The organism is Microbacterium lacus (assembly GCF_002812805.1).
Lineage (GTDB): Bacteria > Actinomycetota > Actinomycetes > Actinomycetales > Microbacteriaceae > Microbacterium > Microbacterium lacus_A.
On record NZ_NMUM01000018.1, the window covers coordinates 1 to 26,402 of the forward strand.

Consider the following 26,402-nt stretch of genomic DNA (forward strand, 5'->3'; position numbering starts at 1 on the left):
GAGCCTGTCAAGTTGTTTGTGTAAGCGGGCATCGGTGGGTGGTCAGAGGTAGGGGTTGATTCGGTCGGGGAACGCGATCGCGAGCTGCGAGAGCGCCTTCTTCCAGTTCGTGGTGACGGCGCCTTCGACCAGCCGCGGTGGGGCTTTGCGTTCGTTCGAGGGCTTGCCGCGTTCCTTCGCCCGCTCGAGGGCTCGCTTGTCTTCGATGTTGCAGATCGCGAGCCAGAGCAGCTTGACGACTGCCGCGTCGTTCGGGAAGTGACCCCGGTTCTTGGTCACTTTCCGCAGCTGGAAGTTCAGCGACTCGATCGCGTTCGTCGTATAGACCACCCGCCTGACTTCGGGCGGGAACCCCAGGAACGGGGTGAACCGCTCCCACGCGTTCTCGAACGCGGCGACCGTGTGCGGATTGCCCTGACCCAGATCGGAGGCCGCGAACGCCTCCAGCGCTGCCCTCGCCGCGTCCGCGTCGGGGGCTTGATAGATCAGCTTCAACGCGGCGGCGACGGCTTTGCGTTGCCCGTAGGAGACGAACCGCATTGACGCTCGGATCAGATGAACGACGCAGGTCTGCACGAGCGATTCAGGCCAGGTCGCCTCGATCGCTTCTGGGAAGCCGGTGAGCCCATCGCAGCAGACGATGAGCACGTCGCGGACGCCGCGATTGGCGAGCTCGGCGCAGACGGAGGCCCAGAACTTCGCGCCCTCGGCTTGCTGCACCCAAATGCCCAGGACGTGCTTGACGCCTTCCATATCGACGCCGACCGCGATGTGAGCGGCCTTGTTGCGCACGTGTCCGCCGTCGCGGACTTTCACCACGATCGCGTCCAAGTAGATGACCGGGTAGAACGCTTCCAGCGGCCGAGACTGCCAGGCAAGGACCTCGTCGGAGATCTCGTCGACGATCTTGGAGATCGTCTCGCGACTGATCTCGGTGCCGATCGTCGACGCCAAGTGGTGTTCGATATCGCGCACCGTCATTCCGCCGGCATAAAGCGACACGATCATCTCGTCCAACCCGCCGAGGCGACGCTGGCCGACCGGCACCAGCCTCGGGATGAACGTCCCGTTCCGGTCCCGCGGGATCGAGAGTTCGACATCGCCAGCGACCGTCGAGACCGTCTTCGGGAACGAACCATTGCGGGAGTTGTCATGCAGCGGCGCCTCGGGATCACCACGCTCGTAACCGACATGTTCGGTCAGCTCAGCGCCCAGACCACGCTCGAGACCCGTCTTGATCAACTGCTGGATCAACCCGTCCCTGCCATCGAGCTGCACCTCGCCAGCATCAATCTTCGCGAACAGATCATCCAGCACCCCCGACTCACGCAGCCGTCTGGAGCCTTCCTCCTGCCGTCGCCGTCGCTCCGCTCGAGCTTCTTTGTCGATCATGGTCATCAGTGTCGTCCTTCCATAAGAAGCAGACACCCCTTACACAAACGATCTGACACCCTCTGCGGCGCCCGAAGCCGGTCCGCTACGAACACCCGAACCCCGGCGATCTCGTCCATGTCGACGTCAAGAAGCTCGGCCGGATCCCCGACGGCGGCGGTCACCGCGTAATGAGCCGCCAGCGCGGACAGAGCAACCGGAAGACGAGCAGACCGGGTTACGCGTACTTGCACCACGCCATAGACGACCACTCAAGACTCGCGTACTCGGAGATCCTCGGCGACGAACGCAAGGAGACAGCTGCCGCGTTCTGGGAGCGCGCCAAAGCATTCTTCACCGGGCACGGCATCACCGTGCTGCGCGTGATCACCGACAACGGCTCCTGCTACCGATCCCACGCCTTCAACGACGCACTCGGCGTCGGCGTGAAACACAAGTTCACCCGCCCCTACCGCCCGCAGACCAACGGGAAGGTCGAACGCTTCAACCGCACTCTGGCCGCCGAATGGGCCTACGCGCGCCCCTACCGTTCAGAAGCCGAGCGATTTGCTGCGTACGCCGACTGGCTCCACGAATACAATCACCACAGAGCCCACGGCGGCATCGACGGTCTCTCACCCATCCAACGCGTTCACAACGTCACGGAGAGCTACATCTAGATGACGCCAAGGGCGAGCATCGAGTCAGCGACGCGTGTGAAGCCGGCGATGTTGGCGCCGGCGACATAACTTCCGGGTGACCCGTATTCGTCGGCTGTTTCGAGGCAGCGGTCGTGAATGCTTCGCATGATCTCCGCGAGGCGATCCTGCGTGTACTCGAAGGTCCACGAGTCTCGGGACGCGTTCTGCTGCATCTCCAGCGCGCTGGTGGCAACGCCGCCGGCATTGACCGCTTTGGCCGGAGCAAACCGCAACTCTGCGCTCGAGAACAATCGGATCGCCGCCGGCGTTGCCGGCATGTTCGCTCCTTCGGCAACGATCTGACACCCGTTGCGGATCAATGATGCGGCACCGTCTGCGTCGAGTTCGTTTTGGGTGGCGCACGGCAGCGCGATGTCGCATGGTACGTCCCAGATCGATCCGTTAGGCACGAAGGACACCTTCGGTCCGCGGGCCAGGGCGTAGTCGGAAATGCGATCTCGTTGGACGTCTTTGATGTCTTTGAGCAGGTTCAAGTCGATGCCTTCGGGGTCGTATACATAACCACCCGAATCGGAACAGGCGATGACGGTCCCCCCGAGCTGGTGAACTTTCTCAATGGCGTAGATCGCCACGTTGCCAGACCCGGAGACGACGACCTTTTTGCCGTCCAGGCCGCTGCGGCCGGTTTTCAACATCTCGTCGACGAAGAACACGGTGCCGTACCCGGTGGCTTCCGTACGGACTTGTGAACCACCCCAGCTCAGTCCCTTGCCGGTGAGGGTACCGGATTCGTATCGGTTGGTGATCCTCTTGTACTGGCCGAACATGTACCCCAGCTCGCGGCTTCCGACACCGATGTCGCCCGCGGGTACGTCGGTGTATTCGCCGATGTGCCGGTAAAGCTCGGTCATGAAGGATTGACAGAACCGCATTACCTCGGCATCGGAGCGGCCTTTGGGATCGAAGTCGGAGCCACCCTTGCCTCCGCCGATTGGAAGACCGGTGAGCGCGTTCTTGAAGATCTGTTCGAAGCCGAGGAATTTCACGATCCCCAGATACACGCTGGGGTGGAATCGGAGACCACCTTTGTACGGGCCGAGCGCGGAGTTGAACTCGACCCGGAACCCGCGGTTGACTTCAGTCTTCCCGTTGTCGGTGACCCAGGGGACGCGGAAGATGATCTGTCGTTCCGGCTCGCACAGTCGCCGAATCACTGCGGAGTCGGCATATCGCGGATGCTTGGTCACGACTGGACCGAGGCTTTCGAGAACTTCCCGCACGGCCTGGTGGAACTCGGCCTCTCCCGGGTTCCGGCTGAGAACCTCTTCGAAAATGGGCACTAACCGCTCGTCAAGAACAGGCACGGTGGTCTCCTCATCGCTCTGGAGCCGAAGACGGGTGGTTCGCAGCGCGATGGTATCCGGCACTCCACCGTATCGGGCCGTCACCTCACCAGCTGCACAGACGGATGCGTCCCGGCAGGAGGACACTGCCAGGATGATCACTCTGGATCAGGTCGACGCCCGCTGTCTGACCGATTGGCTCCGGCACCGATCGTTGGACTTACTTCAGCGGGTCTTCGCCACCGTGAGGAGGACGACGGAGTCCTCGACGGCGTCCAGGGAATGGAGTCCTTCGGGAACTGTTATGAGGTCGCCAACGGATCCGTTCCAGGACACCCCGCCGGCCTTGAGGAGTACCCGCCCCTCAAGAACCTGCAGCGTGGCTTCTCCAGGGTTCTGATGCTCGGACAAGTCCTGGCCGGCCCGAAGGGCGATCACGGTTTGGCGAAGTTGGTGCTCGTGACCACCGAACACCGTCTTGGAACTCCTGCCACTGGACGCTGCCAGCGCATGACCGAGTTCGTGCCGAGCGAGGGCGGTGAGTGATGTTTTCTGCATGCGCATTGCTCCGTTCTGGGTCGATCGTCGGATGGGATCCCGTGGAGCGAACGCGTGCTCGTCGGGACGAGAGGGCGAGCCTACCCCTGAGTTCGGAGTCCGTGAGCAGTTGCGCGAACGAGCGGCACTTGAGCGAGCCCGTAAAGCACGTGAAAAGGGTAGTTGGCCAGGGTCTGTTCTGGGTCGGAGGGGAGAATTGTCAGAGGCAGGACGGTCAGGATCGCGCCTAGAAGACGTACCAGACCCCACCCGAGCAATGCCCACGCGGCGATCTTTCGGAATGAGGTGAACCACCTGGCGACGAGCACAGCCGTGATGACCAGGGGGATCAGCGGCTCCGGATTGACGATCGTCCGATCGGGCAGACCGGAGCCTGTGGACAGCGCAACCCATCCGAGCATCGCGAACAGCGGCACCCACGGTGACGCACTCCCTGGCCTGCCGGGCTCATCAGCGGCCCGATCATGCTCATGGATGAACATTGGTGACCGCATGGACCGGACCGGACCTAGAAGGACGGCCACAAGGGCGTGGGTGAGACAGAGGCCCGACTAGGTGTGTGCCCACCCGGCCTTGTCACACGCGTCGTTCACGGGAACGCGACGAATACCCCGCACAGACCTTGGCTTGCAGCGGCGGGAGCAGGATCGCGGTGTGGCCTTGGCTCGTATCGACGCGGGCTCGCCGACGCGGCTGGTGAGCCGCTGCGACAGCTGCGGCTCACCTTGTTGTACTGCGCAATGTCCGCGCAGGTCGTGCGCGGGCGTTTCCCATGAGGATGATGCCCGGATTGGGATTAGCCGGGTTAGCGGTTCCTGAAACGACTCCGGGCTAGTTGAGACCCGCCGAGGGGTCGTGGAGGATGAACCGTGGGGGATCGCTGTGTCGATCCATAGTGTCCTTCCGGGTTGCTTCAGATGAAGCCATTCGTGGCTGCTTGAGCGATGGTGTGCGTGCGAAGTTCGTGGGCGGAGAGCACGGCTGCCGGGTTGATCCCCGGAGACCGATGGGCGAGTTCTTCTAGCCGTTCCGCAAGGAGCTCTGGGCTGCTGCGCCAATCGACGAGGAGGACAGTCACACTCATATCGAGACCGCGACCTCGCTGGATACCGCTATGGATAGACAGCGCCCACCGGTGCGCTGTGGTGTGCATCCATGGCTCTGCGTGACCGACGTGATCGATCACTGCGATGATCTGCGACGTGGTAGCGGGCGCGCGCAGGGCCGTCCGTTTGCGTCGGGTCAGGAGCGTCACGAAGCCCGCTTTGGTCCGCACTCTGCGGGCGTCGATGCCCACTATCAGGAGGGCGGGCCTGTGGTCCACTCCTGGGCCGCATGCACCGATGCCGTCCAGGCACCGCAAGGGGTCGCCTTGCACGTAAATGGTGCGGCAAGTACGTCCGTCGCGCCCTTTCTCGCGGGTGTTCATTTCGACGTTGACCCAGCGGGCGCCGCCGCATGCGGGGAACAGGCAACGCACTCCAGGAGGTGAGGCTGAGCGTCGAGCCGTCTCGCGGGGATGGGACGCTGGCAGGCAACGCAACGTCCATACGTTCCGTCGGCGAGCTTCTTCAGCGCCGCCGTCACTTGGGTGAGGATACGTGGTGACGGTGTGACGAGTGCTTGGGCGACGGGATCCTCGGCTCCGGCCGGCAATGGGCGTGGAGCGTTCTCATGTTCCATGCGGTAACGCTGCAGTTGTTCTTGCAGAGCGGCGATACGGGCGGCCGCGGCTTCACCGACGAGCTCGCCAGGGTTGGTGTGAGTAGTCATGCTGCGTTCCTTCCGGGTACAACAAAAGGCGCCGCGAGGTGCGACGCGCTCTCGGCGCGAGTACTACCGGCTGTCTGGTGGGGCTCGCCGAACGCGAAGGAACCACAGACCACCGCTGGGCGGAAACACCACAGCGGGGTGGAAATGGGCAACGAAAAGATCTCCGACGCGAGTGTCGTGGGGAGAACAGATGGTTGCCATGCCCATCACCATAGCCAGCAGAAAAGTTAACGCAACTATCGTCCACGCTCCTCGTGCTTTCGCATGAAAACGGGCGACGACTTGCCTTTTCTGTGGGTGCGGCTATGGTGTTGGCCATGACCATGCTGCCCCACCTCATTCCCGCGAAGCGTCCCGCGGACGCCTCCGTGGTGACCAGCGCGGTCGGCATCGCCGGTGCACGACACGAGGTCCTTCCGCCCCGCCAGGTCATCGGCGGCGGTCTGCTGTTCCGAGCCACCTCCCGCGCTGCGCCCCCCTAAAACCCGTTCACAACTTCGGGTTTATCCCGGACACCCAGCGCGTCGCAGAAGCGGCGCCTTTTTTTGTACCTAAGGAGCAGTCATGGCACTCAAAGCCACCACCGAAACCGTCGCCAATGACGCTGTCGTGGTCGATATCGCTCCGACCAGAACGCGCCTCGAGCAACTTCTTCAGGAGCGACAGAGCGTCCTTCGCGAGCTGGAGCCGCGCGCTCTGCCGAACGTTGACCCGGTTGCCTACCAGACCGCCGCGTCCGATCGCCAGGTGGTCGAGCAGATCATTGAAGCGCTGGACCGGCTGGACACGGGCGCCTATGGTCGCTGCACCCGTTGTGGGGAGCAGATTGCGCCTGGACGCCTCGAAGTCGTTCTCATGCGGCCGCGTGCATCGATTGTCAGAGTCATGCTGACGCCGCGTAGTCGCAAACCAGTCCACATCCCCTCTTTCCCCCCGGCGCTGCGCCAAAGCGCAGCAATAATTGCCTCCCAAGGAGCCCGACCCATGAGCTCGCTCACCACCCGAATGTTCCGCCCCCGCGACCGGGTTCGCCAGAAACCGCCGGTGATCGCCCTGCTCGGAGACCGGCTCGCCTGCCTGTCGGAATTGCGAGACGCGCCTTCCGTGCAGGACTTCGCCAACCTGCACACCGTCTCCGGGGCCCACCGAGGCGCAGTGATCGGCGTGGACACGACCGGGTATGTCACCAAGAAGGATCTGCGGCAAGTGTTGCAAGACCTGGAGATTCAGTGCGCCGTCCTCTGCGGTCGGCTCCCACATCTGCGCCACATCGTTGTCGTCGTCGACGGTGCTGCCGATATGCCGGGGAACGTTCTGCACCGCATCTGCGAAAGCGCGACAAACCGTATCGCGCGACGCCTCGACGACGCCTTCAAAGAGGTCGCGATCACCGCGATCCTGGCCGAACTCTGTGACGATCCAGGGCTCCTGGCCGATCGAGTCCTCGCTCGGCTGCGTGCACGGGAGCTGTACGCGGAGGCAGTCACCGTCCAGTGGCGGGACATCGTGAGCAGGCCAATCGCCGCGTAACAGGCCTCAAAGTGTGACCAGCAACCTCGAGGGGAGAAGACGATGATCAGGCAATTGCCAAGCCGAGTACTGTCCACGCGTCGACGGAACATCCCCGCGATAATCGGTGGGACCCTCGGGGTTGCGGTGTTGCTCGCCGGCTGTGCAGGGATTCCTGCCGACGTCGACGGCACGCTTCGACGAGCGCAGGACGGTGAACTGCGGGTGGGTATCACCCACAACCCGCCGTGGACGAACACCGTCAACTCTGCTGCGCCGTCCGGCCGAGACGTGCGTCTCGTGCAGGAATTTGCTGATTCCCTCGAGGCCAACATCGTCTGGACGGTCGGGAGCGAATCCATCCTGACTGACCAGCTGCACAACGGTTCCCTTGATGTGGCCATCGGCGGGTTCACCGACGACACACCGTGGACGGACAGAGCGGCAATAACCGCACCGTTCCGCGAGGAACGCGTCGACGGGAACACGAAAAAGCATGTGCTGCTCACCGTCCTCGGTGAAAACCAGTTCCTGACAACGCTCGAGACGTTCCTCCTCGAACACGGAGACGACCAGTGATGACCGCGCACGCTGTGTTGCCGCCCGCCCAACAACGCACCTTGCGACGGGCGATACGCATCGAATGGTTCACCATCGGCTTCCTCGCGGTCGCAATCAGCGGGGTGTACCTGGTGATGGGCAACTCGCAAGCCATGAAGGCCGCATGGATCGAAGACCTGCTCTCCCTGGCACCCCCGATCGCGTTCCTTATCGCCGTGCGCATCATCACCAAGCCAGCGACCGATAAATATCCGTACGGATTCTTCCGTTCCGTTGGTGTCGCGCATCTGGTGGCCGGTGTTGCCCTGTGCACGATGGGAACGTTCCTGCTGATCGATTCCCTCACCGGGCTGATCAGCGGCGACCGTCCACCGATCGGCTCCATACAGCTGTTCGGACAGGTGATCTGGTCGGGGTGGCTCATGATGGCCGTGATGGCGCTCACCATCCCCCTGCCGATCTACTTCGGTCGAGTGAAGATGCGTCTCGCGAAAGACCTGCACAACAAGGTCCTCTACGCCGACGCGGACATGAACAAGGCCGACTGGATGACCGCGGCCGGCTCCATCATCGGCGTCGGAGGGATCGGCCTTGGCTTGTGGTGGGCGGACGCAGCCGCCGCCACGTTCATCGCCGGCAGCATCCTCTGGGACGGGTGGCGAAACACCCGCGCCGCGATCACCGACCTAATGGACACCCGTGCCACCACCTTCGACGATCACAAACCCCACCCTGCATCAGACAGCATCACCCAGTACCTGCGTTCACTCGCGTGGGTAGCCGACGTCGCCGTACGCGTCAGAGACCAGGGCCAGTTCTTCCACGTCGAAGCCCTCATCGTCCCCACCGACGCAGCGGTGCCCACCCTCACCGATCTTCGCGTCGCCCAACGGCGATGTCAGGAGCTGGATTGGAAACTCGTCGATGTCGTCCTCATCCTGACCTCTGAACTACCCCGACATTTGCAGTCGAGGGAGACCGACGAACACGACCGCTCCCCCCTTCCTGCCCTCCCAACCCACTCCTCCGATTCTGCGGGTGACGGCGTATTCACGGGGACGGCAGCCCGATGGCTCGCACTGGGATAGATCGTCATTCCGCTGGGTGATGCCATAAAGCATCACCGCTATTCAGCGGAGAATCCCGCGTTGGCGTGCCGTTGACACAGCAGCGGTACGAGAAGCGACTCCCAGCTTGGTGAAAATGTGTGCAAGGTGAGATTTGATCGTTGTGTCGCTGACGAAAAGTGCGGTCGCAATCTCCGTGTTTGAGCGTCCCGCAGCGACCAGTTCGAGGACTTGCAGTTCTCGGGAGCTCAGACTGGCTTGCGGCGCCCGCATCCGGTCCAGCAGCCGTGAAGCGATGACGGGGGCGAGGGCGCTCTCCCCGGCAGCGGCGGCGCGGACGGCGGCGGTGAGCTCATGAGGTGGAGCGTCCTTAAGGAGATAGCCGCTGGCGCCGGCCTCGACGGCACCGAGGATGTCGGCGTCAGAATCATAGTTAGTGAGGACCAGAACGTAGGGCGCAGCATCCAGGGCTCGGATGCGACGGGTGGCGTCCGCTCCGCTCATGGCGGAGTGGACCCCGAACTGGAGATCCATGAGGACAACATCCGGATTTTCCCGTTCTGCGGCGAACACAGCTTCATCAGGGGTGGAGGCTTCGGCGACAACGACGATGTCCTCCTCAAGGGCGAACAACGCAATGATGCCGGCCCGCACGATGGGATGATCATCGGCGATCACGAGACGGATCATGCGACATGTTCCAGGGAAAGGTCGATGGTCAATGCGGTCCCCTTTTCGGGCTCGGAGGCGACCGTAAGAATCCCGCCGAGTTGCTCGACGCGTTCACGGATGGCTTGCAGTCCGAAGGAGTCGGATCGGCCACGCGACTGACCGGAGGCCTGTTGGAGGTCGAACCCTTTGCCATCGTCGACGATGCTGAACTGTATTTTCTCCCGGTCCGCGGCGAGGCTGATCGTTGCGCTGGAAGCGTCAGCGTGTTGGATGACGTTGGCGATCGTTCCCTGCGCCACGCGGAGGAGCGCGGTCTGCACGTGCATGGGAAGCGCGACAGTATCGGAGACCCGCACGTTCACCTGCAGTCCTTGCGCTTCCCATTGGTTGACAGCGAGGCGGCGTAACGCGCCGCCGAGACCACGGTCGTCCAGGTCAGGTGGGGTCAGTTCGCGGATGAAGCGACGTGCGTCCGCGAGGTTGCCAGCTGCGGTGTCACGGGCAAGGCGGATGTGTTCGACGCCTGCCCGGTGAGGGTCGGCGCGTTCGGCGGCATAAAGGAGCATTTGGATGCTGGACAGACCCTGCGCGAGGGTGTCATGAATCTCCCGAGCGAGGCGGGCTCGTTCGGCGAGGACTCCTGATTCATGTTCGGTTGCGGCGAGCTGCCCACGTGTGGTCAGCAACTCCTGCATGAGTGCTTCGCGTTGCTGCGCTTCGCGGGCCAGTGCCTGATAGCCCAGTCCGATCAGAAGCGCGACGCCCGCCCCCACAATAGGACCGACCACCCCACCGACGCTCCACCCACTATGAATACCGAGAGCGCAGATCGCGATCACCGTCGCTACGACGATGGCAGCTGCCCCCCACCATCGACCGAGCAGGTGCAGGTAGAGGAAGAACAGCGGGAAAGCCAGGTAGGCAGCTTCCGGGGTCAGCCATAACAGGCTCACCCACTCCAGGGTGAGCACGCTCAGCCACACCACACCCGCGACATGCCGGCGACTGTGCGCTCGAGCAACGACTGCACCGGCCCCGTATGTGATCAGCAACACAATGGACAGCGAGATGGCGGCGACGCTGGTGTCGGTCGGCGCAAGGACGGCACGAGCGATGACAAGAAGGGTCAAAGCAGCGAACAAGACATGAAGGCCGGTACGCAGACCCACGAAAACGGGGGTCAGCGCGGTATGAGGCATGGACCGAATTTTACGTGCCTCCCGAGCGCAGGCATCGTCCGAAAGGACGACTTACCAACCCAACCTTCAGGCAGGGATAAAGGTGCTCAGGACCGATGACCCGCCGCGGTGGTCGCGGGAAAGTGGGATGTGTCACCGCTTCGGTGGCAGGAAAGGATCACCATGTTCGTCGCGCTCCGCGACCTGCGCTTCGCGCGAGGCCGGTTCCTCTTGATCGGCTCCGTCGTCGCCCTCATCACCATCCTGGTCGGGTTCCTCAGCGGCCTCACCGGGGGGCTTGCCACGCAGAACATCTCCGCCGTGCTGTCCATCCCCGGCGACCGGATCGTCTTCTCTGCGCCCACGTCGGGTGACGCTGTCAGCTTCGCGGATTCGGTGGTCACCGAGGAACAGGCCGCCGCCTGGGCATCGGTCCCGGGAGTCACCTCCACGGAACCGATCGGGATCAGCCAGACCCGCGCTGAAGCAGGTGACACACGCGTCGCCGTGGCCATCTTCGGAGTTCAACCCGATTTCAACGCCTACTCCCCATCACAGGACGGCCGGCTTGGATTGTCCGCCCCCGCCGCGAAAGACCTGAACGTCACTTCCGGCGACAATGTGACCATCGCAGGCATCTCCTACACAGTCGAGACTCTGGGCGGGGACGACTGGTACAGCCACACCCCTGTAATCCAAATGACCTTGCCTGGCTGGCAGGCATACTCGGCAGCGACCGGCAACCCCAACACATACGCCACCGTTCTGGCCGTCACCGGAAACCCGGACTGGGCGTCCGCCGACACCGCTAATACGACGGTCTCTCAAACCACGCTCGGGTCCCTGACCGCGTTGAGTGCGTTTCGGTCGGAGATCGGGTCGCTGCTGCTGATGGTCGCCATGCTGTTCGGCATTTCGGGGCTTGTCATCGGCGCGTTCTTCACGGTCTGGACCATGCAGCGCAAGGGCGATATCGCTGTACTTAAAGCCCTGGGAGCCAGCACCCCTTCCCTCGTCCGAGACGCTCTCGGCCAAGCGCTGATCGTCCTGGTCCTTGGCATCGGCATCGGGCTAGGACTCGTGGCGCTCTTCGGCACCCTCGCCGGTAGCGCGTTGCCGTTCCTGCTCAGCCCGATCACCACCGTGCTACCCGGCGCCATCATGATCGCGCTCGGACTGGCCGGAGCAGCGTTCGCCCTTCGCTCCGTCACTTCCGCTGACCCACTGACCGCCCTTGGGAGCAACCGATGATCCGCCTCAACAACATCACCCTCACCTTCCCCGACGGCGACGCCCGCATCACTGCCGTCAACAACGTCACCCTTACTTCCCGCCCAGGAACCGTCACCGGCATCACCGGACCCAGCGGCTCAGGAAAATCCAGCCTCCTCGCCGTCGCAGCCACCCTCATCCGCCCCGACTCGGGACAGGTCCTCATCGACGGCACCGACGCTAGCCACCTCACCGCCGGCGCGGCGACCGAAATGCGTCGCGAAAAGATTGGCATCGTCTTCCAACAGGCCAACCTGATTCCGTCGCTCACAGCGCGGGAACAACTTGCCGTCATGAACGAGCTCGGTGCAAAGCACAGCCGAGCAAACCGTCATGCGGTCACCGAACGCGCCAACGCGCTCCTAGACTCCGTTGGCCTCGCTAACCAGGCAGAAAAACGGCCTCACCAACTTTCCGGCGGTCAACGCCAGCGGGTGAACATCGCACGTGCGCTAATGAATGACCCCAGTGTTCTCCTGGTCGACGAACCCACCAGCGCACTCGATCAGGAACGCGGCGCCAGCATCATCGACCTGATCCTTCGCCTCACCGCCGAACTCAACACTTCCACCCTTCTCGTCACCCACGACCTCGTGCACCTCCCTCGAATGCACGGCGCCGTCCACCTCGTCGATGGCGTTCTCGTCAACAGCCCCACTGCCCCGTCATCCACCAGCCTCCTAAACGACTCGCTTGGATCACGCTCTGCACGCTTCTCGTAGTGAGGCTTGCCTGCGGCTGGGGCGGATACGCACTGCCAGACGACATGTTGTCGGGGACGGGACTACGCATCGTTCAGGGCATCGTGCTTGCAATCCCAATAGCCGGCACGTGGCTCTCAGACCTCCTCTTTGGGGGAACGTTCCCGGGGACGATCATGGAGAATCTCTATCCGGTTCACGTCCTCGTCGTTCCGACTCGGGCTAGTCGCCGTGCGGGCGCGATTGGCATATCTGCGGAAGCCTGCGCAGTTCCCAGGGCCTCGGCGGACCGCAGAGAACGTGGCCAGCACGCCGTTGCCGAGCGCTGCGGTCAAGATGAGCGGGATGCTCTTTCTCGTCACGGGGATCTTGGTACTCATCGCGGCGACGGTCACCATCAGCCCGGTCTGGCTGGCGGGGCCCTCCGACCCTGCCAACGCATCCGCGGGGCGCCTACCTGGCTGGTACACCGGCCTTATCGATGGGGCGCTACGTCTCGTGCCTCCTGGGTGGGAGGTTTGTGTGGTTCGGACGCACGTGGACCCTTGCTGTGCTGGTGCCACTTGCGTGGCCGGTGTCTTTCTGTTGGTGCGTTTCCTCGCTTATACGGGACTCCGTTGGGGCGAAGCTGCAGGACTACGGGTGAGAAACTGCGACCTGGTTCGGCGGCGCGTACTTGTGGTCGACAATGCAGTCATGGTCGGGACGACTGTGGTGGTGGGCACTCCGAAGTCCCACAAGTCACGATCGGTGCCCATCCCCGCGTTCCTCAATAGCGAGCTCGAGCGTCTCACTCGCGGGAAGCCCGATACCGCATACCTCTTCGGCACCGGAGAGGCCCCCGTGCGACTCCCCAACTCGAAGGATGGCTGGTTCGCCAGCGCGGTTCGGCGTGCTCAGAAGATCGATGCGACCTTCCCCCGCGTCACACCTCACGACCTTCGCCACTCCGCCGCGTCCCTTGCCGTAAGCGCCGGCGCCAACGTCAAAGCGGTGCAGCGGATGCTCGGTCACGCTAGCGCCGCGATGACGCTCGACGTGTACAGCGACCTGTTCGATGACGATCTTGATGCCGTTGCAGACCGGTTGGATCGGGCTCGTTTCGATTCAAATGTGGGCAAAATGTGGGCAGAGGGCCTATCCAGCGAATGACAGAAGCCCCGCGATCCCAGTGTTTCCCAGGGTTCGCGGGGCTTCGACGGTGGCGGTGACGGTGGGATTTGAACCCAAGCAGGAACACCTTTCATACGTGCACAACAGGCCGGCTTCGCTGTCATTCCGCGAGACTTGACCTTTCGGCCGTGTACTGCGAAGGCCCTGAGCTTTCGTCAATCTTTCTCACGGCGTTCCCACGGGCTCGGGCCTCGTGCGGGGCAAGGAAAGTGCCTTCTTTCAGCCCGCGGAGCGGGTTCCTCCTTGATCGCGTGCTATTGCGTCAATGATGGCGGGGATGTCGTCGCCGGCTTGCTGCAAGAACTCGTCCTGCAGCAGGGTGGCGAGGTCGGAAACGGCGACCGTGAGCACCTCTCCGGCGGCCACCACGATGGGGATGCGGCTCTTCTTGGCCGTTTTCGCGATGCCCCAGCCGGTGGTCATCGCTTGGGGCAGCGCGAGGGACCGATCCTTCTCGGCGAAGTAGTAGGTTTCGGCGCTCTGCATGAGATCGACGCGGGTTTGCGCGAGGGCTGAGGCGATTTCGTTCATCACCAGCGCATCGGTCTCGTACGCTTCGTCGCGTTCCAGGCGGGACACGAACCCGCCTTCAACGAGACTCCGGGTCCGCAAGGTGGTAGTGCGGCGACGGTTCAGCGCGGGGTAGAGCTGCATGATCCACGATACGGCGGCGGTGAAGAGAATGAAGCCGGTGAGGGCTTGGAGCGGGGCAAGTATTCGCAGCGCGGGGGTGGTCGCGACGACGTCTCCGTAGCCGAGGGTCCCAAGCGTGACGAGGGAGAGGTAGATCGACGAGAAGAGATCGGGATAGCGGTCCGGGTTGATACCCGGGGCAAAGCTGAAGCCGTCCGGCATCTGAGGCAGATAGATCAGTGTCCACCCGAAAACCTGCAGCGCTGCCCAGACGACGATGACCAGGACGATTCCCACCGGCCCGGCAAGCGGTGACGGGCTCCCCCTCGGCCACCGGGATACCCGCCAGGTTCCGCGCATCACCCACGTGCTCACCCCTCCGCGGCCGGCGGGGTGAAACAGCGTGTGGAATACGTCACGAAGGCCAACGAGAATCAGTGCGACACCGACTACGACGGACAGCACGTTCATAGTCTCCGGCAGCATCGCGTCGTTCCTCGACTTTCATTCTCTCCTCCGACTAGGCAAGCACCACCGCTTCAGCCTCAGATGGCGATGCGGCGTAACATGCCCGTCGGGCTCCTACGCCAGTTACTCGGCGGGGCACTGGCGCGCGGCGGCGCGATCGAACTCGGGTACCTCGCGGGCCTCAGCCTCGGCGACAGTGGCGGCGATGCCGTTCTCCTCGATGTCCTTGATCAGCCAGTCCATCTCGAGGATCTCGTTTCGCTGAGCTTCGCTGATCGAGATCGCGAGTTCGCACACGCGCACATCCTGAATCTGCGCCCGTTCGGAACGGGTGATGGCGAGCGAGTGATGCGGGATCATTGCGCTCATCCAGTCCGTGTCATCCACCGTGATCTGGCTGCGGTCGAGAGCGATGCCGCCGCCGATCAGCAAAACCCCGACTGCGACGATCGCGATGTTCGCTTTCGTGTTCTTGTACATGTTCAGCATCCAGGCGATCATGACCAACACCATGGTGCCGCCCATCGTGACCGCCATGAACACACGACTCTCGCTGAAGCGGACGTGGCCCCACTCCCACGAACCGGCGAACATCACCCAATACATGACGACCATCGCGGTGAGGATCATCGCCGCGAATCGCAGATACATCGGCATCTGCATCCGCGACTTCTGCTCCGTCTGGTGCTCGTTGTGGTCACGCTGTTGGTCGTTGTTCTGATTCGTCGACAAACGGATCATCTCCTCATTCACTCATTCGTAATCATTCACTCATTCGTACCGTCGATTGCCTCTCGTCGGTCGAGGCGCGATCGGTCGCGCTCTCAGGCGGCGAGCATCTCGACGCAGGCCTGCTCGCAGTGGCGGCACGCCTCTGCGCAGATCTTGCAGTGCTCGTGCATCTCGGCGTGCTGCTCGCACTCCTCCGCGCAAGCGGCGCACGCGGCTCGGCACGCCTCGAGGACCGCACGAATAGTGTCGGGGTTGCTGCCCGTCTGGCGGGTCAGTACGGCAGCGGTCGCGGCGCAGACGTCGGCGCAGTCTAGGTTCTTGCGGATGCATTCGGTGAGCTCCGCGACCATGTCCTCGCTGAGGCACGCGTCAGCGCACGCGGCACACGACTGGGCGCACTCCACGCACGCCTCGATACACGTCAGCAGCGCATTGCTCGCATCGGCCTTCGGGTGGGTGCGCAGCATGTCTCCCGTAATGGTCATCGTCATTGCTCCTTTCCCGCCGGGCGGATGCCCGACCAGCGGCACGCTACAACGGGCATACCCATCCACGGAGGGGGTTGCATACCGGTAGGGGGCTGCGGTACTAAGTCACACGTACGTAGCAAGCCAGAGCGTCTCGCGCACGGCCGCCATACCCAATGGGGGTATACAGTGAACTTGTCGCCATACCAACAAAGGCGACCCCCCAGGAGGGGAAGTTGTCATGTCGATGAACGAGTTTCGGGTATGGATATGACATGCGGGCTCGATGGAGCCCGCTGAATCGCTCGCTCACTCTGTTCCACCCGATGATCGCGACGACGTTGTCGATAGGAAAGGCCCATGACCTCAAACACCTCTGACCACGCCCCTGGGGGGACGCACCCCGGGGAGCACGGTCAGCACACCGGACAGATGGCAGAGCACGACGCACACTCAGAACACGGCGGGGCACATGCGGGCCACGGCGCCGATCACGTAACGCAATTTCGTCGGCTGTTCTGGATCAACCTGATCATTGCCATACCCGTCGTGGCGTTCTCGAGCATGTTTGCGATGCTCGTCGGATACCAGCTGCCCGACTTCCCGGGCGCCGCATTCATCGCCCCCGCGCTGGGTACCGTCATGTATGTGTGGGGCGGGCGCCCGTTCCTCACCGGTGCGGTCGCCGAATTGCGTGCCCGCACACCCGGCATGATGCTGCTGATCGCCCTCGCAATCACTGTCGCGTTCCTCGCCTCCTGGGGCGCGAGCCTCGGACTGTTGGATCACGAGCTCGAGTTCTGGTGGGAGCTGGCACTGCTGATCGTGATCATGCTCCTCGGGCACTGGATCGAGATGCGGTCGCTAGCCCAGACCACTTCGGCCCTCGACTCGCTCGCAGCGCTCTTGCCCGACGAGGCCGAACGGGTCGAGGGCGACGACGTGATCACCGTCTCACCCACCGACCTGAGGGTTGACGATGTCGTGATCGTTCGCCCCGGTGGCAGCGTTCCCGCCGACGGGCGCATCGTCGACGGCAGCGCCGACATGGACGAGTCCATGGTCACGGGCGAATCCCGCACTGTGTCGCGCGGTGTGGGCGACCCGGTCGTGGCGGGTACCGTCGCGACCGATTCCGGGCTGCGCGTGCAGATCACCGCCACGGGTGACGACACCACCCTCGCCGGCATCCAACGGCTCGTCACCGAGGCGCAGGCTTCGTCATCGCGAGCACAGCGTCTCGCCGACCGCGCCGCGGCATGGCTGTTCTGGTTCGCCCTCGGCTCCGCCGTCATCACCGCGCTCGTCTGGAGCCTCCTCGGCAACCCCGATGCTGCCGTCGTCCGCACGATCACGGTGCTCGTGATCGCGTGCCCTCACGCGCTCGGGCTCGCGATCCCCCTGGTCGTCTCGATCGCAACCGAACGCGCCGCGCGCGGGGGCGTTCTCATCAAGGACCGCCTGGCGCTCGAGAGCATGCGCACGATTGACGCCGTGCTCTTCGACAAGACCGGCACCCTCACCAAGGGCGAGCCGACTATCACCGATGTGCAGACGGTTGGGGATGTCGAGCCCGACACCGTTCTGCGCCTCGCGGCCGCGGCGGAGGCCGACAGCGAGCACCCGCTCGCGAAGGCGATCGTCCGCGCCGCGCAGGACCGGGGCCTCGCCGTGCCGCGCGCATCCGGCTTCCACTCCTCCCCCGCCGTCGGCGTCACCGCGACCGTCGAGGGCACCAAAATCCGGGTCGGCGGGCCGGCACTGCTCACCGAGGCCGCGGCGTCCGAAATCCCCGCCGCCGACACGTGGCGAGATGAGGGCGCGATCATCCTGCACGTCATGCAGAACGGCGCGGTCATCGGCGGGCTGCGGCTCGCGGACGAGATCCGCCCCGAATCGCGCGAAGCCGTCGAGGCGCTGCACGCCCTCGGGGTCGAGGTCGTCATGATCACCGGTGACGCAGATGCCGTCGCGCGGACGGTCGCGGGCGAACTCGGCATCGACCGGTACTTCGCGGGCGTCCGCCCCGAAGACAAGTCAGCCAAGGTCGCCGAACTGCAACACGGCGGACGCAAGGTCGCGATGGTGGGCGATGGCGTGAACGATGCCCCCGCCCTAGCGCAGGCCGACGTCGGCGTCGCCATCGGCGCCGGCACCGACGTCGCGATCGCTTCCGCCGGAGTCATCCTCGCCAGCTCCGACCCGCGCTCGGTGGTATCGGTCATTGAGCTGTCGCGAGCGAGCTACCGCAAGATGCAGCAGAATCTCTGGTGGGCCGCTGGCTACAACCTGCTCTCGGTCCCGCTCGCCGCCGGCGTGCTCGCCCCGATCGGATTCGTGCTGCCGATGTCGGTCGGCGCGATCCTGATGTCGCTGTCGACGATCGTCGTCGCCCTCAACGCCCAACTCCTCCGGCGCCTCGACCTGCAGCCCGAGGCATCCGTCCGCGCCGTCCTGAACCGCTAGAGAGGCCCTGCCATGTCGAACACCACCCGAGACCCCGTTCACGAGCCTGAATTCGCTCACGAACCCGCCGGGCACGGCTACATCACCGACAAGTCCAAGTACCTCAACCGGCTGAAGCGCATCGAGGGACAAGCCCGGGGTGTGCACAAGATGATCGAGGACGAGAAGTACTGCATCGACATCTTGACGCAGATCAGTGCTCTCACCAGCGCGCTACAGGTCGTCGCCGTCGGTCTTCTCGACGATCATCTCAAGCACTGCGTCCTCAATGCCGCGCGCGCGGGCGGCGACGAGGCAGACATAAAGATCAAAGAAGCCACCGACGCCATCGCGCGACTCGTGCGGTCCTGAATTCCCACCAGGCGGAAGCACGGCGGCGGTCTGCCTGACACCGCGCGCCAACATCGCCCCACCCCTCCGTCTCTCCAACCGCGTATCGCGCGGCAGACGCGGCGCAGTGTGCTCAGCCGCGAGCCGCGCGAAGCGAGTTCGGCGGATGGACACCCATAGGCGTGAGGCGCACCCTTCAGATGCAAGGACAGTGACCCGGCGCCCGAGGCCTCAAGACGGTTTGCGGCTGGACACCATTGCCCCGACGATCACCAGCAGCGCGGCAGCAGGATAGCCTGCGGCGAGGTCGACCCAACCTTCCGGTTGAGCTGGCCCGAAAGCTTCCAAATGCGCAAGCCAGTGGATGATGCCAACCACTGCTCCACCGATCATGATCACTTGACCTGCGCGGAGATATATCCGGCGGCGGCGGAAACGCTTCTGGAATTCTTCTTGGGTGGGCTCTCTACGCGGCGTGTCCATATGGCCTCCTCGCTTGTGGGGGTTTTGCAGCACCAACATGCTGCGGCGACAAGTGCTGCACCTCGGCGATCAAATGTGCCGACAGGAACAGTTGGTGCGACCGAGTCGGGCCGCGCCGCTGGCGGTTCAGGGCACACCGCACTTTTAGGCGAGCGCGGGCGCACGTGCCGGTACGGACCTCGCCATTTGGTACGTGCGTCACGTTCACGGCGCCTTCAAATCGGCGCAGGCATCGTGGTAGCGAGTCACGCATCATAAGTGCCTCAGCGGAATCGTGCTCCGGCGGGATGACTTCGACGAGAGTCCAGCCACCGCACCCGCCGCGAATAGCAGAACGAGGACGCCCACGCCGAGCCGGTCGAACCATGGTGCTACCGCCATCGCTGGAGTGACCGAGTCGGATAGCGGCGCTTCGGCGACCATGGCGGAGCTTGTGAATGGTGCCATCGTGGCGATCTCTGCGCCGTCGGGCCCGATGATCGCGGATGATCCCACGGTAGACACGTTCGCCACGGATCGAGCCGTCTCCATCGCGCGGGCGCGCGCGATGGAGAGCTGCTGCTCACCCTGAGCTGAATCTCCGAAGTCAGCATTATTGGACGGGACGATCAGAATCTCGGCTCCCGTAGCGATAGTTTCCCGGACGAGTTGGTCGGAGACGATATCGAAGCAGAGTGCCAGACCGATCGGGACGCCGTTCACCTGGACGGTGGCGGCTGTCGTTCCCGGGGTCATATCGACAGGAATCAGCGACGGAACGAACGGCAGGAGGCTTGACCAAGCTGCACGGTCCGGAAGGTATTCGGCGAAAGGGACCGGGTACCTCTTGTCATATTGTTCGACTACTCCCACGCCCGCGCGCCAGACGAGTGCGCTGTTGAAGACCTGATCGTCGTCTACCGTGAGCGTGCCGAAAAGGATAGGCGCGCTCACCCGATCGGCGATGCCGTCGAGCGTGGCTTGAACCTCGGCGGTTCGCGCGACGTCAACATCAACAGAATTCTCGGGCCACACCAGAAGATCGAGATCTTCGTCATACAGCGATTGCGTTGCACGCACATGATCCGCAAAGATTCTCCCCGGCGCACTGGCGTTAAAGATGCCGGCGTCCGAGTTGCCCTGCGCCGCGCCGACTCGCATACTTCCTGTTTCGTTGAAGGAGAAAGAGGGCACGGCCACGAGAGCGGCGAGAAGAACGAGGGGAGCGGATGCGTGCCCAACTCTGCGCGAGCGTGCCACCTGCACGAGCATCGTGCTCATCACGACGGCAGCGAAAGTGGTTCCGGCAACCCCGACCCACGGCAGTAGGTCGCGCATTGGCCCGTCCACCTGACTGTAGGCGAGTCGGCCCCAGGCGAAGCCACCATACGGCCAGTTCCCGGTAACGAAATCGCGCCCGACCCATGCCGCTCCCACCATCACGGGGACTACCACCATCCGGGAGATATCTCCCGGGATCCGCTCCTCAATCGTCCGCCACCCGGCGATCATGATTGCGGCGGCGGCCACCGACATGAGCACCTGTAGCGCGACGAGTGCTACCCAGGGTGCGGGACCGAGATAGGTCGTCAACCAGACAATGTGAATACCCCAGAAACATGTCGCTCCCGCCGCGGCTCCCGCCAGCGCACGGGTCATCCGTGGTGCCGTCAGAACGCAGATCTGCAGCGCCACGCCCACGAGAGCGAAGGGCCAAGACCCGACGGGCGGGAACGCGAGCGTCGTGAGAGAACCCCCCAGTGCGCCAAGAGCCAGAGTCTGCGGGAAGGCATATCGGGGCGCCCACTTCGCGTGGCGCGGGCGCACCGCCTCCAGCGGGACCGGTGTGGTCATGGTCCGGTGTGGTTGTCGCCTGCCACGCGAGGGTCGGAGTCGGACGCTACGCTGGCTGAGCGGTGGGGTTCTCCGTCGCTCTCGAGGGTGTGGCCATCCTCGTGGTCGCTCGGAGCGGTTTCCGGTGAGCGCCCCTTTCGGTAAACACTCAATTCGGGCTCCGGGTGGCGGGCCGCTTGGATCACGATGAGAAACACACCGGCGATCGCCACGACGAGCGCCGTCAGTACGTTTATCTTGACGCCCCAGATTTCGAGCTCGGTGGGGTCGATCCGAATGGATTCGAACGATGCCCTGCCCGTGCCGTAGATGAGCAGGTAGACGCCGAGCGCCCTGCCCCACCTCAGGCGATAGCGACGCTCCAGAAGAAGGATGGTCGCGGCGCCTGCGAGATTCCACAACATCTCGTACAGAAAGAGCGGGTGAAAAAGCGTGCCCGGCGGCAAACCCTCCGGGAAAGCGGCGCTCTGCGGGTCGATTTGAAGCCCCCACGGGAGAGTGGTGGGAAAGCCGTAGAGCTCTTGATTGAAGTAGTTCCCCAGCCGACCTACTGCTTGCGCGATGAGCATGGCCGGTGCGAGTGCGTCGGCGAAGGACAGGAACCGGATTCCGGCAATGCGGCATCCGATCATCGCGGCAGCGCCCCCGACGAGGACGGCACCGAAGATGGCGAGTCCCCCCTCCCAGACATAAAGCACGCGCCACAGATCAGCGCCCGGGTAGAAGTAGTCGTTGGGATGGGTGATCACATGGTAAACACGTCCACCGGCGATCCCGAAAGGGACCGCCCACAGCGCGATGTCGACGACGACGCCGCGGGCGCCACCTCGCCGTTCGAGGCGCCGAGAAGCCAGCCACGTGGCGATCGCAATCCCCAAAATGATGAAGAGCGCATAGAAGCGAAGTTCGAAGCCGCCGAGATAGACAGAATTGATGGAGGGGCTGGGAATACCCGCCGTGAACATCAGGCCGCTGCCGTTCAAGGATTCACCTTTGCCGACAGCCACGCGTAGGGGTCGATGTAGGTGCCGTCGGCACGCATCATACCGAGGTGTAGGTGGGGGCCTCCGCTCAGTCCGGTATCGCCGACTTTGCCGACGAGGTCACCGACACTGACCGAATCACCGGCCCGGAGAGCCAGCGTCCCGACTGCCATGTGTGCGTACAGGCTGCTGATTTTCTCCCCGTCGACGACGTGGTCGATGATCGCGTACACGCCCCACTGGCTGCTGTCGCTGGCTGACGCTTCCCGTACGACGCCATCGGCGACCGCTTGGATCGCCGAGCCGGCGCCCGGGTTCATATCGATCCCGTTGTGATCCTGCGGGCAACCAGGGCACGGTGATTCGCGCCATCCGAACCCGCTGCTGATCGGAACTCCGGTCAGAAAGGGCCACTGTATCGCGCCGCTGTAGTTGACGAATGTGGATGCTGTCTGCGCATACACTCCCGTCGTGATCGCGCTCGCACTGACGTACGTTCCCCGATCGAGGGGTGCGCCTGTCACCTGGATGTCGAGGTCAAGCGATTGGGCCTCGCCGTCGGAGCCACTTGCTTCCACCGTGTCGCTCGACACCGATGCCGGGAATGAGGCGCCGCTGGCGGGAAGAGCGAAACTTAGCGCTAGCGCCACCGCGGACGACATCGCGGTCGCCGACACAATTTGTCGCCGGAACGACGAACGACGCATCACGGCGAGCGGAGGGTGGGGTAGCGCTGATGGCGAAAATCTCCGGCGCTCCTTTTCGCTCTCCCTGATGCTTCGGCGGGTCGGCGAGGTAGCGGGCATGGACGGGTCTGACGATGAGGGCATTGTGATTCCGGAAGGAGACTAAGTCGCGCGCACCGGCGCGGAAGAAAAGCGAGAGGATCCAGGTAGCGGATCACTCGTGACACGGTCGAGGATCATGAGGCAGACCGGTCTTGACTCACGCCGCCACGCCGCCTGAAAATACGCGGCGTGGGGCGGTAACGAGCACCGTGACGAAAACGGGTGTGCTCAGGTCCGACTGATCGAGAGGACGTGAAGATCTGGTGCGCTGTGAAGGAGCACCCGCGCACGGAAACCCGTCCCTGAAGGGGGAACCAGACGTGTCGACAGCCAGAATCGCCGCGACGCCCGTGCGAGCCCGAGGCCTAAGGCAGCGACGAACGCGCAGACCGCGACAACCATGCACGCAAACAGGTCACCCATGTGGGATGAGCAATTTGAATCGCAGGGTTCAGCAACGGAAGAAGAACCGTCCGATACGGAGGACAATATCGGGTTCTCCATAATGCTCTGCGAAAGGGACACTTCCGACGAGCCTGCGACGTTGTGCTCGCCCTCGCCCCCTGCATGCATCGCCAGAAGGGCGAGCACGAAGAGCGACACGAGCGTGACGAGCCAGAGGGTCGCGCCCTGCGTGCGTGTGCCGTCGCGAAGAATGTTCACTCGCGCCTTCCTGCCGCAGGGCTCGTTACGTGATCGTGATGACTTCAGGACAGAGTACAAGATCTGCATCCGAGACTTTCCTGTGAACCACACCTGGTAGGTATCGCCAACTGCAGTTGCTCGGCGTGTCTGGACAAGCGCGCTGGATGATCGGTGTAAGGGTAGCGAACGTTTCCCGCTATCGTCACCCGTCGCACGAGGAGTCCAATGTCCCGCTACCTTCCGCCGGTGGCGCTTCCCGCTGTCGACTGCGGGTGTGCACCATCCGCAGAAGAACTACGCAAACTTGAAGGACCGCGACGCGATGCGGGCGTCAGACACACATTGGGGCGGCGGGGCTTCGTGCGCATCGGCGCGCTCGGGCTGCTCGCCGCGGCGTCGCTCGGGGTGGCTGCTCCGGCCTTCGCTGCCACGTATCCGTCCTGGGACGATGTGCAGCGCGCCCGCGACAATGAAGCCGCGAAAGCCACCGAGATCTCGCGCATTCAAGGGTTCATCGCAACACTGAACGCCAACGTCATACGGACGCAGGCAGCAGCAGAGGAAGCGTCTCAAGAATTCTTCGTCGCGGAGGAGGAGTACTTTGCTGCTGTTGCGCGGGCGGATGAGTTCCAGTCCCAGGCCGATGCCCAGGCCGCCGTCGCAGCGACTGCCTCGGAACGAGCGGGCCGCGTTGCAGCGGAGATGTATCGATCGGGTGGCGACGACACGTCGTTGCGATTGTTCTTTTCCGATGCCGGTGACGCCGACCAGCTACTGAGCAGGTTGGGCAGGATAGACAAGCTTCTCGAGCGAAACCGCGATGCGTTCGCTGATGCCACCGTCGCGCGCGGGGCGGCACAGTCGCTCAGCGATCAAGCGGCCGTCGCGCGAGACGAACGCGATCGACTCAAGCAGCTCGCTTCGCAGCGAATGGAAGAGTCGCAGGCAGCAGCCGACGCGGCTCAGCAGGCTCTCGATGAACAATCCACCAACTTGGTCGTCCTAGGTGCGTGGGTCAGATCCTTCCGTTAACGCGCCGGGGTGAATCCGGTGGATAGCGCGGGGTGCTGGGAGAATCGATTCATGACGGTGACTGCCAGCCTGGAGGGTCTGTTCGAGGTCGAGCCGGGTGAGGCGCGGGCGCCGGGATCGGCTGCACCGGCGGGTGCGGGCAAGACGTTCCGTGGGTATGACCAGGGGCAGTGTTTCCTGCTCCCGCCGAGTCTGGATGACTGGCTGGACGAGGATGATGAGGCCCGGTTCATCTCCGAGGTCGTCGAAGAGCTCTTGGATCTGACGCCGGTCTACGCGTCGTACGCGTCCGCCTCGGGTGCGCCTCCGTATGACCCGCGGATGATGTTGAAGCTGCTGCTGTTCGCGTACGCGACGGGCGTGACCTCGTCTCGTGAGTTGGAGCGGCGCTGCAAGCGCGATATCGCCTTCCGGTGGCTGTCGGGCAACCAGGCGCCCGACTACCGGTCGCTGGCCCGGTTTCGTCGGCGTCACCTGGATGCCCTGCCGGGGTTGTTCCTGCAGGTGCTGCGGGTCTGCGCGGAGGCGGGGCTGGTGCGGTTGGGGCGGGTCGCGCTGGATGGCACGAAGCTGGCTGCGAACGCGTCGCGGCATAAGGCGATGAGCTATGACCGGATCGTGCCGAAGATCGATCAGCTCCAAGCCGAGGTCGCTGCGCTGCTCGCCGAGGCGGAGGCGGTCGATGAGGCCGAGGATCAGCAGTTCGGCCAGGACCGGCGCGGGGACGAGGTCGCCCCGGAGCTGGCCCGCCGTGAGGGGCGCCTGGCAAAACTACGTGCCGCGAAGGACGCGATCGAGGCCGACGCCGCCGAGAAGGCGGCAGCCGTGGCGCGGAAGAAGGCCGACGCCGCCGGTCAGCCCCCTGAGCAGGCCGACGCGGCCGTCGCGACTGCGGTGGACACGGCGGCGCCGAAGCCGAAAGCGCAACGCAATTTCACCGATCCTGAGGCGCGGATGATGAAGACGGTCCGCGGCTTCGATTACGCGTTCAACGCGCAGGCCGTTGTCGATGAGGGCCACCAGATCGTGTTGAGCGCCGAGGTCACCCAGCAGGCCACCGATATCCAGCAGTTCGTCCCGATGGCCGAGCAGACCCTACGGAACCTCGACGCGGCAGGAATCGAGCGTTCCCCAGAGGTCGTCCTCGCTGACGCGGGCTACTGCTCGGAAGCCAACCTCGAAGCCGCCGACGATCTGGACGCACAGGTGTTGATCGCGACGGGACGGCAACGTCACGGCGAGAGCTTCCCTACCGCCGGCGCCCCGGACCCGGCCCCAGAGGACGCGAGCCGGCGGGAGCGGATGGCGCACGCGCTGCGCACCGAGCAGGGCCGCACCGACTACGCGCGCCGCAAAGCCATCGTTGAACCCGCGTTCGGGCAGATGAAGACCCGGCAAAACGCCGGACAGCTCCGGCTACGCGGACTCGCCGGCGCCCAAGGCGAATGGCTACTCCACACGATCTGCCACAACCTCCGCAAGCTCCGCGTCGCTACAGCCGCCGGGCTGGCGCCCGCATAGGCCTCCCCAGGGGTCCCTGGGCGTCACAGCACGCACCGACAGTCGCCACGAGCCCCTCGCCGTGCGATCCCGCACGCTCTCACACCGCAACGGCCCGCCCGTTCCCGTTCGCGACCGTCAGCGCGCGATGCCAGAGTCAACGCCGCGCGCCACGCCACCCGATTCTGACCCGCGCACCTAG

General features: G+C 64.1%; 25 protein-coding genes and 2 pseudogenes. 13 read left to right on the forward strand and 14 right to left on the reverse strand.

The window, feature by feature from the left end; genetic code table 11:
- Window positions 1-42: 42 nt before the first annotated feature.
- On the reverse strand, window positions 43-1,392 hold the full coding sequence (locus CGU34_RS05190; protein WP_100813506.1) for an IS256 family transposase: 1,350 nt from the start codon (window positions 1,390-1,392) through the stop codon (window positions 43-45).
- A gap of 59 nt (window positions 1,393-1,451) precedes the next feature.
- On the opposite strand from CGU34_RS05190, the pseudogene CGU34_RS05195 reads away from it, so the two are divergent.
- A pseudogene (locus CGU34_RS05195) lies at window positions 1,452-2,051 on the forward strand (IS481 family transposase); the annotation flags it as partial.
- On the opposite strand, the gene gdhA reads toward CGU34_RS05195, so the two are convergent.
- The 3 genes from gdhA to CGU34_RS05215 form a co-directional block, all read right to left on the reverse strand.
- Complete coding sequence (gdhA, locus tag CGU34_RS05200) at window positions 2,048-3,397, reverse strand: NADP-specific glutamate dehydrogenase (RefSeq protein ID WP_100813507.1); 1,350 nt, start codon at window positions 3,395-3,397, stop codon at window positions 2,048-2,050. The pseudogene CGU34_RS05195 and the gene gdhA overlap by 4 nt on opposite strands.
- 204 nt (window positions 3,398-3,601) lie before the next feature.
- Complete coding sequence (locus CGU34_RS05205; protein WP_100813508.1) at window positions 3,602-3,934, reverse strand: cupin domain-containing protein; 333 nt, start codon at window positions 3,932-3,934, stop codon at window positions 3,602-3,604.
- Between the two features lie 913 nt (window positions 3,935-4,847).
- Window positions 4,848-5,189 (reverse strand): hypothetical protein, encoded by a 342-nt coding sequence (locus CGU34_RS05215; RefSeq protein ID WP_157811236.1) that lies wholly within the window; start codon window positions 5,187-5,189, stop codon window positions 4,848-4,850.
- An 835-nt stretch (window positions 5,190-6,024) separates the two neighbouring features.
- On the opposite strand from CGU34_RS05215, the gene CGU34_RS17150 reads away from it, so the two are divergent.
- From CGU34_RS17150 to CGU34_RS05235, 4 genes are all read left to right on the forward strand, one after another.
- Window positions 6,025-6,189, forward strand: a complete 165-nt coding sequence (locus CGU34_RS17150; RefSeq protein WP_198517691.1) for a hypothetical protein — start codon at window positions 6,025-6,027, stop codon at window positions 6,187-6,189.
- 82 nt (window positions 6,190-6,271) lie between these two features.
- Window positions 6,272-7,237 carry a TraR/DksA family transcriptional regulator gene (locus tag CGU34_RS17340; RefSeq protein WP_232711548.1) on the forward strand — a complete coding sequence of 322 codons (966 nt, stop codon included), beginning with the start codon at window positions 6,272-6,274 and terminating at the stop codon, window positions 7,235-7,237.
- Window positions 7,238-7,279: 42 nt separating this feature from the next.
- Complete coding sequence (locus CGU34_RS05230) at window positions 7,280-7,795, forward strand: transporter substrate-binding domain-containing protein (RefSeq protein WP_157811237.1); 516 nt, start codon at window positions 7,280-7,282, stop codon at window positions 7,793-7,795.
- Window positions 7,795-8,865 carry a cation transporter gene (locus CGU34_RS05235; RefSeq protein WP_100813498.1) on the forward strand — a complete coding sequence of 357 codons (1,071 nt, stop codon included), beginning with the start codon at window positions 7,795-7,797 and terminating at the stop codon, window positions 8,863-8,865. The genes CGU34_RS05230 and CGU34_RS05235 overlap by 1 nt, the downstream gene beginning before the upstream one ends.
- A gap of 42 nt (window positions 8,866-8,907) precedes the next feature.
- On the opposite strand, the gene CGU34_RS05240 is transcribed toward CGU34_RS05235, so the two are convergent.
- Both CGU34_RS05240 and CGU34_RS05245 read right to left on the reverse strand, forming a co-directional pair.
- Entirely contained in the window at window positions 8,908-9,534 is a 627-nt protein-coding gene (locus tag CGU34_RS05240; protein ID WP_100813499.1) for a response regulator, read from the reverse strand.
- Window positions 9,531-10,715: a sensor histidine kinase gene (locus CGU34_RS05245; protein WP_100813500.1), complete on the reverse strand. Its 1,185-nt coding sequence runs from the start codon at window positions 10,713-10,715 to the stop codon at window positions 9,531-9,533. The genes CGU34_RS05240 and CGU34_RS05245 overlap by 4 nt, the downstream gene beginning before the upstream one ends.
- 162 nt (window positions 10,716-10,877) lie before the next feature.
- Here CGU34_RS05245 and CGU34_RS05250 point away from each other — a divergent pair, with 162 nt between their 5' ends.
- From CGU34_RS05250 to CGU34_RS17350, 4 genes and pseudogenes are all read left to right on the forward strand, one after another.
- Window positions 10,878-11,945 (forward strand): ABC transporter permease, encoded by a 1,068-nt coding sequence (locus tag CGU34_RS05250; RefSeq protein WP_100813501.1) that lies wholly within the window; start codon window positions 10,878-10,880, stop codon window positions 11,943-11,945.
- The gene (locus tag CGU34_RS05255; protein WP_100813502.1) at window positions 11,942-12,688 is read left to right on the forward strand and encodes an ABC transporter ATP-binding protein; all 747 of its coding nucleotides are present in this window, start codon (window positions 11,942-11,944) and stop codon (window positions 12,686-12,688) included. The genes CGU34_RS05250 and CGU34_RS05255 overlap by 4 nt, the downstream gene beginning before the upstream one ends.
- Window positions 12,688-12,825 (forward strand): annotated as a pseudogene (locus tag CGU34_RS17345) (cytochrome b N-terminal domain-containing protein); the annotation flags it as partial. The gene CGU34_RS05255 and the pseudogene CGU34_RS17345, both read left to right, overlap by 1 nt.
- A gap of 187 nt (window positions 12,826-13,012) precedes the next feature.
- A complete protein-coding gene (locus tag CGU34_RS17350) occupies window positions 13,013-13,819 on the forward strand; it encodes a tyrosine-type recombinase/integrase (RefSeq protein WP_232711549.1) in 807 nt (268 codons plus the stop codon).
- 240 nt (window positions 13,820-14,059) lie between these two features.
- Here CGU34_RS17350 and CGU34_RS05270 read toward each other — a convergent pair whose 3' ends face one another.
- The 3 genes from CGU34_RS05270 to CGU34_RS05280 form a co-directional block, all read right to left on the reverse strand.
- Window positions 14,060-14,770: a potassium channel family protein gene (locus CGU34_RS05270; RefSeq protein ID WP_198517689.1), complete on the reverse strand. Its 711-nt coding sequence runs from the start codon at window positions 14,768-14,770 to the stop codon at window positions 14,060-14,062.
- Window positions 14,771-15,064: 294 nt separating this feature from the next.
- Window positions 15,065-15,673, reverse strand: a complete 609-nt coding sequence (locus tag CGU34_RS05275) for a DUF305 domain-containing protein (RefSeq protein ID WP_232711309.1) — start codon at window positions 15,671-15,673, stop codon at window positions 15,065-15,067.
- A gap of 92 nt (window positions 15,674-15,765) precedes the next feature.
- Window positions 15,766-16,158, reverse strand: a complete 393-nt coding sequence (locus CGU34_RS05280) for a four-helix bundle copper-binding protein (protein WP_370651852.1) — start codon at window positions 16,156-16,158, stop codon at window positions 15,766-15,768.
- Between the two features lie 342 nt (window positions 16,159-16,500).
- Between CGU34_RS05280 and CGU34_RS05285 the strand changes: the two genes are divergently transcribed.
- Entirely contained in the window at window positions 16,501-18,606 is a 2,106-nt protein-coding gene (locus CGU34_RS05285; protein ID WP_100813504.1) for a heavy metal translocating P-type ATPase, read from the forward strand.
- Between the two features lie 12 nt (window positions 18,607-18,618).
- A complete protein-coding gene (locus CGU34_RS05290; RefSeq protein WP_036295147.1) occupies window positions 18,619-18,957 on the forward strand; it encodes a metal-sensitive transcriptional regulator in 339 nt (112 codons plus the stop codon).
- Window positions 18,958-19,167: 210 nt separating this feature from the next.
- Here the strand turns inward: CGU34_RS05290 and CGU34_RS05295 are convergent, their stop codons facing one another.
- The 5 genes from CGU34_RS05295 to CGU34_RS05315 all read right to left on the reverse strand — a co-directional run bounded on the left by CGU34_RS05295 (window position 19,168) and on the right by CGU34_RS05315 (window position 23,686).
- On the reverse strand, window positions 19,168-19,419 hold the full coding sequence (locus tag CGU34_RS05295) for a hypothetical protein (protein ID WP_081766122.1): 252 nt from the start codon (window positions 19,417-19,419) through the stop codon (window positions 19,168-19,170).
- Between the two features lie 252 nt (window positions 19,420-19,671).
- A complete protein-coding gene (lnt, locus tag CGU34_RS05300; RefSeq protein ID WP_051512906.1) occupies window positions 19,672-21,252 on the reverse strand; it encodes an apolipoprotein N-acyltransferase in 1,581 nt (526 codons plus the stop codon).
- On the reverse strand, window positions 21,249-22,259 hold the full coding sequence (gene lgt / locus CGU34_RS05305) for a prolipoprotein diacylglyceryl transferase (RefSeq protein ID WP_232711550.1): 1,011 nt from the start codon (window positions 22,257-22,259) through the stop codon (window positions 21,249-21,251). Before lgt ends, lnt begins: the two co-directional genes overlap by 4 nt.
- Window positions 22,232-22,828: a M23 family metallopeptidase gene (locus tag CGU34_RS17155; protein WP_157813986.1), complete on the reverse strand. Its 597-nt coding sequence runs from the start codon at window positions 22,826-22,828 to the stop codon at window positions 22,232-22,234. The genes lgt and CGU34_RS17155 overlap by 28 nt, the downstream gene beginning before the upstream one ends.
- Before the next feature lie 423 nt (window positions 22,829-23,251).
- Window positions 23,252-23,686, reverse strand: coding sequence for a hypothetical protein (locus CGU34_RS05315; protein WP_036295141.1), 435 nt, complete (start codon window positions 23,684-23,686; stop codon window positions 23,252-23,254).
- 342 nt (window positions 23,687-24,028) lie between these two features.
- On the opposite strand from CGU34_RS05315, the gene CGU34_RS05320 reads away from it, so the two are divergent.
- Together CGU34_RS05320 and CGU34_RS05325 are read left to right on the forward strand one after the other, a co-directional pair.
- Window positions 24,029-24,700, forward strand: coding sequence for a coiled-coil domain-containing protein (locus CGU34_RS05320; RefSeq protein WP_100813505.1), 672 nt, complete (start codon window positions 24,029-24,031; stop codon window positions 24,698-24,700).
- A 51-nt stretch (window positions 24,701-24,751) separates the two neighbouring features.
- Window positions 24,752-26,221 carry an IS1182 family transposase gene (locus tag CGU34_RS05325; protein ID WP_036294992.1) on the forward strand — a complete coding sequence of 490 codons (1,470 nt, stop codon included), beginning with the start codon at window positions 24,752-24,754 and terminating at the stop codon, window positions 26,219-26,221.
- Window positions 26,222-26,402 lie beyond the last annotated feature (181 nt).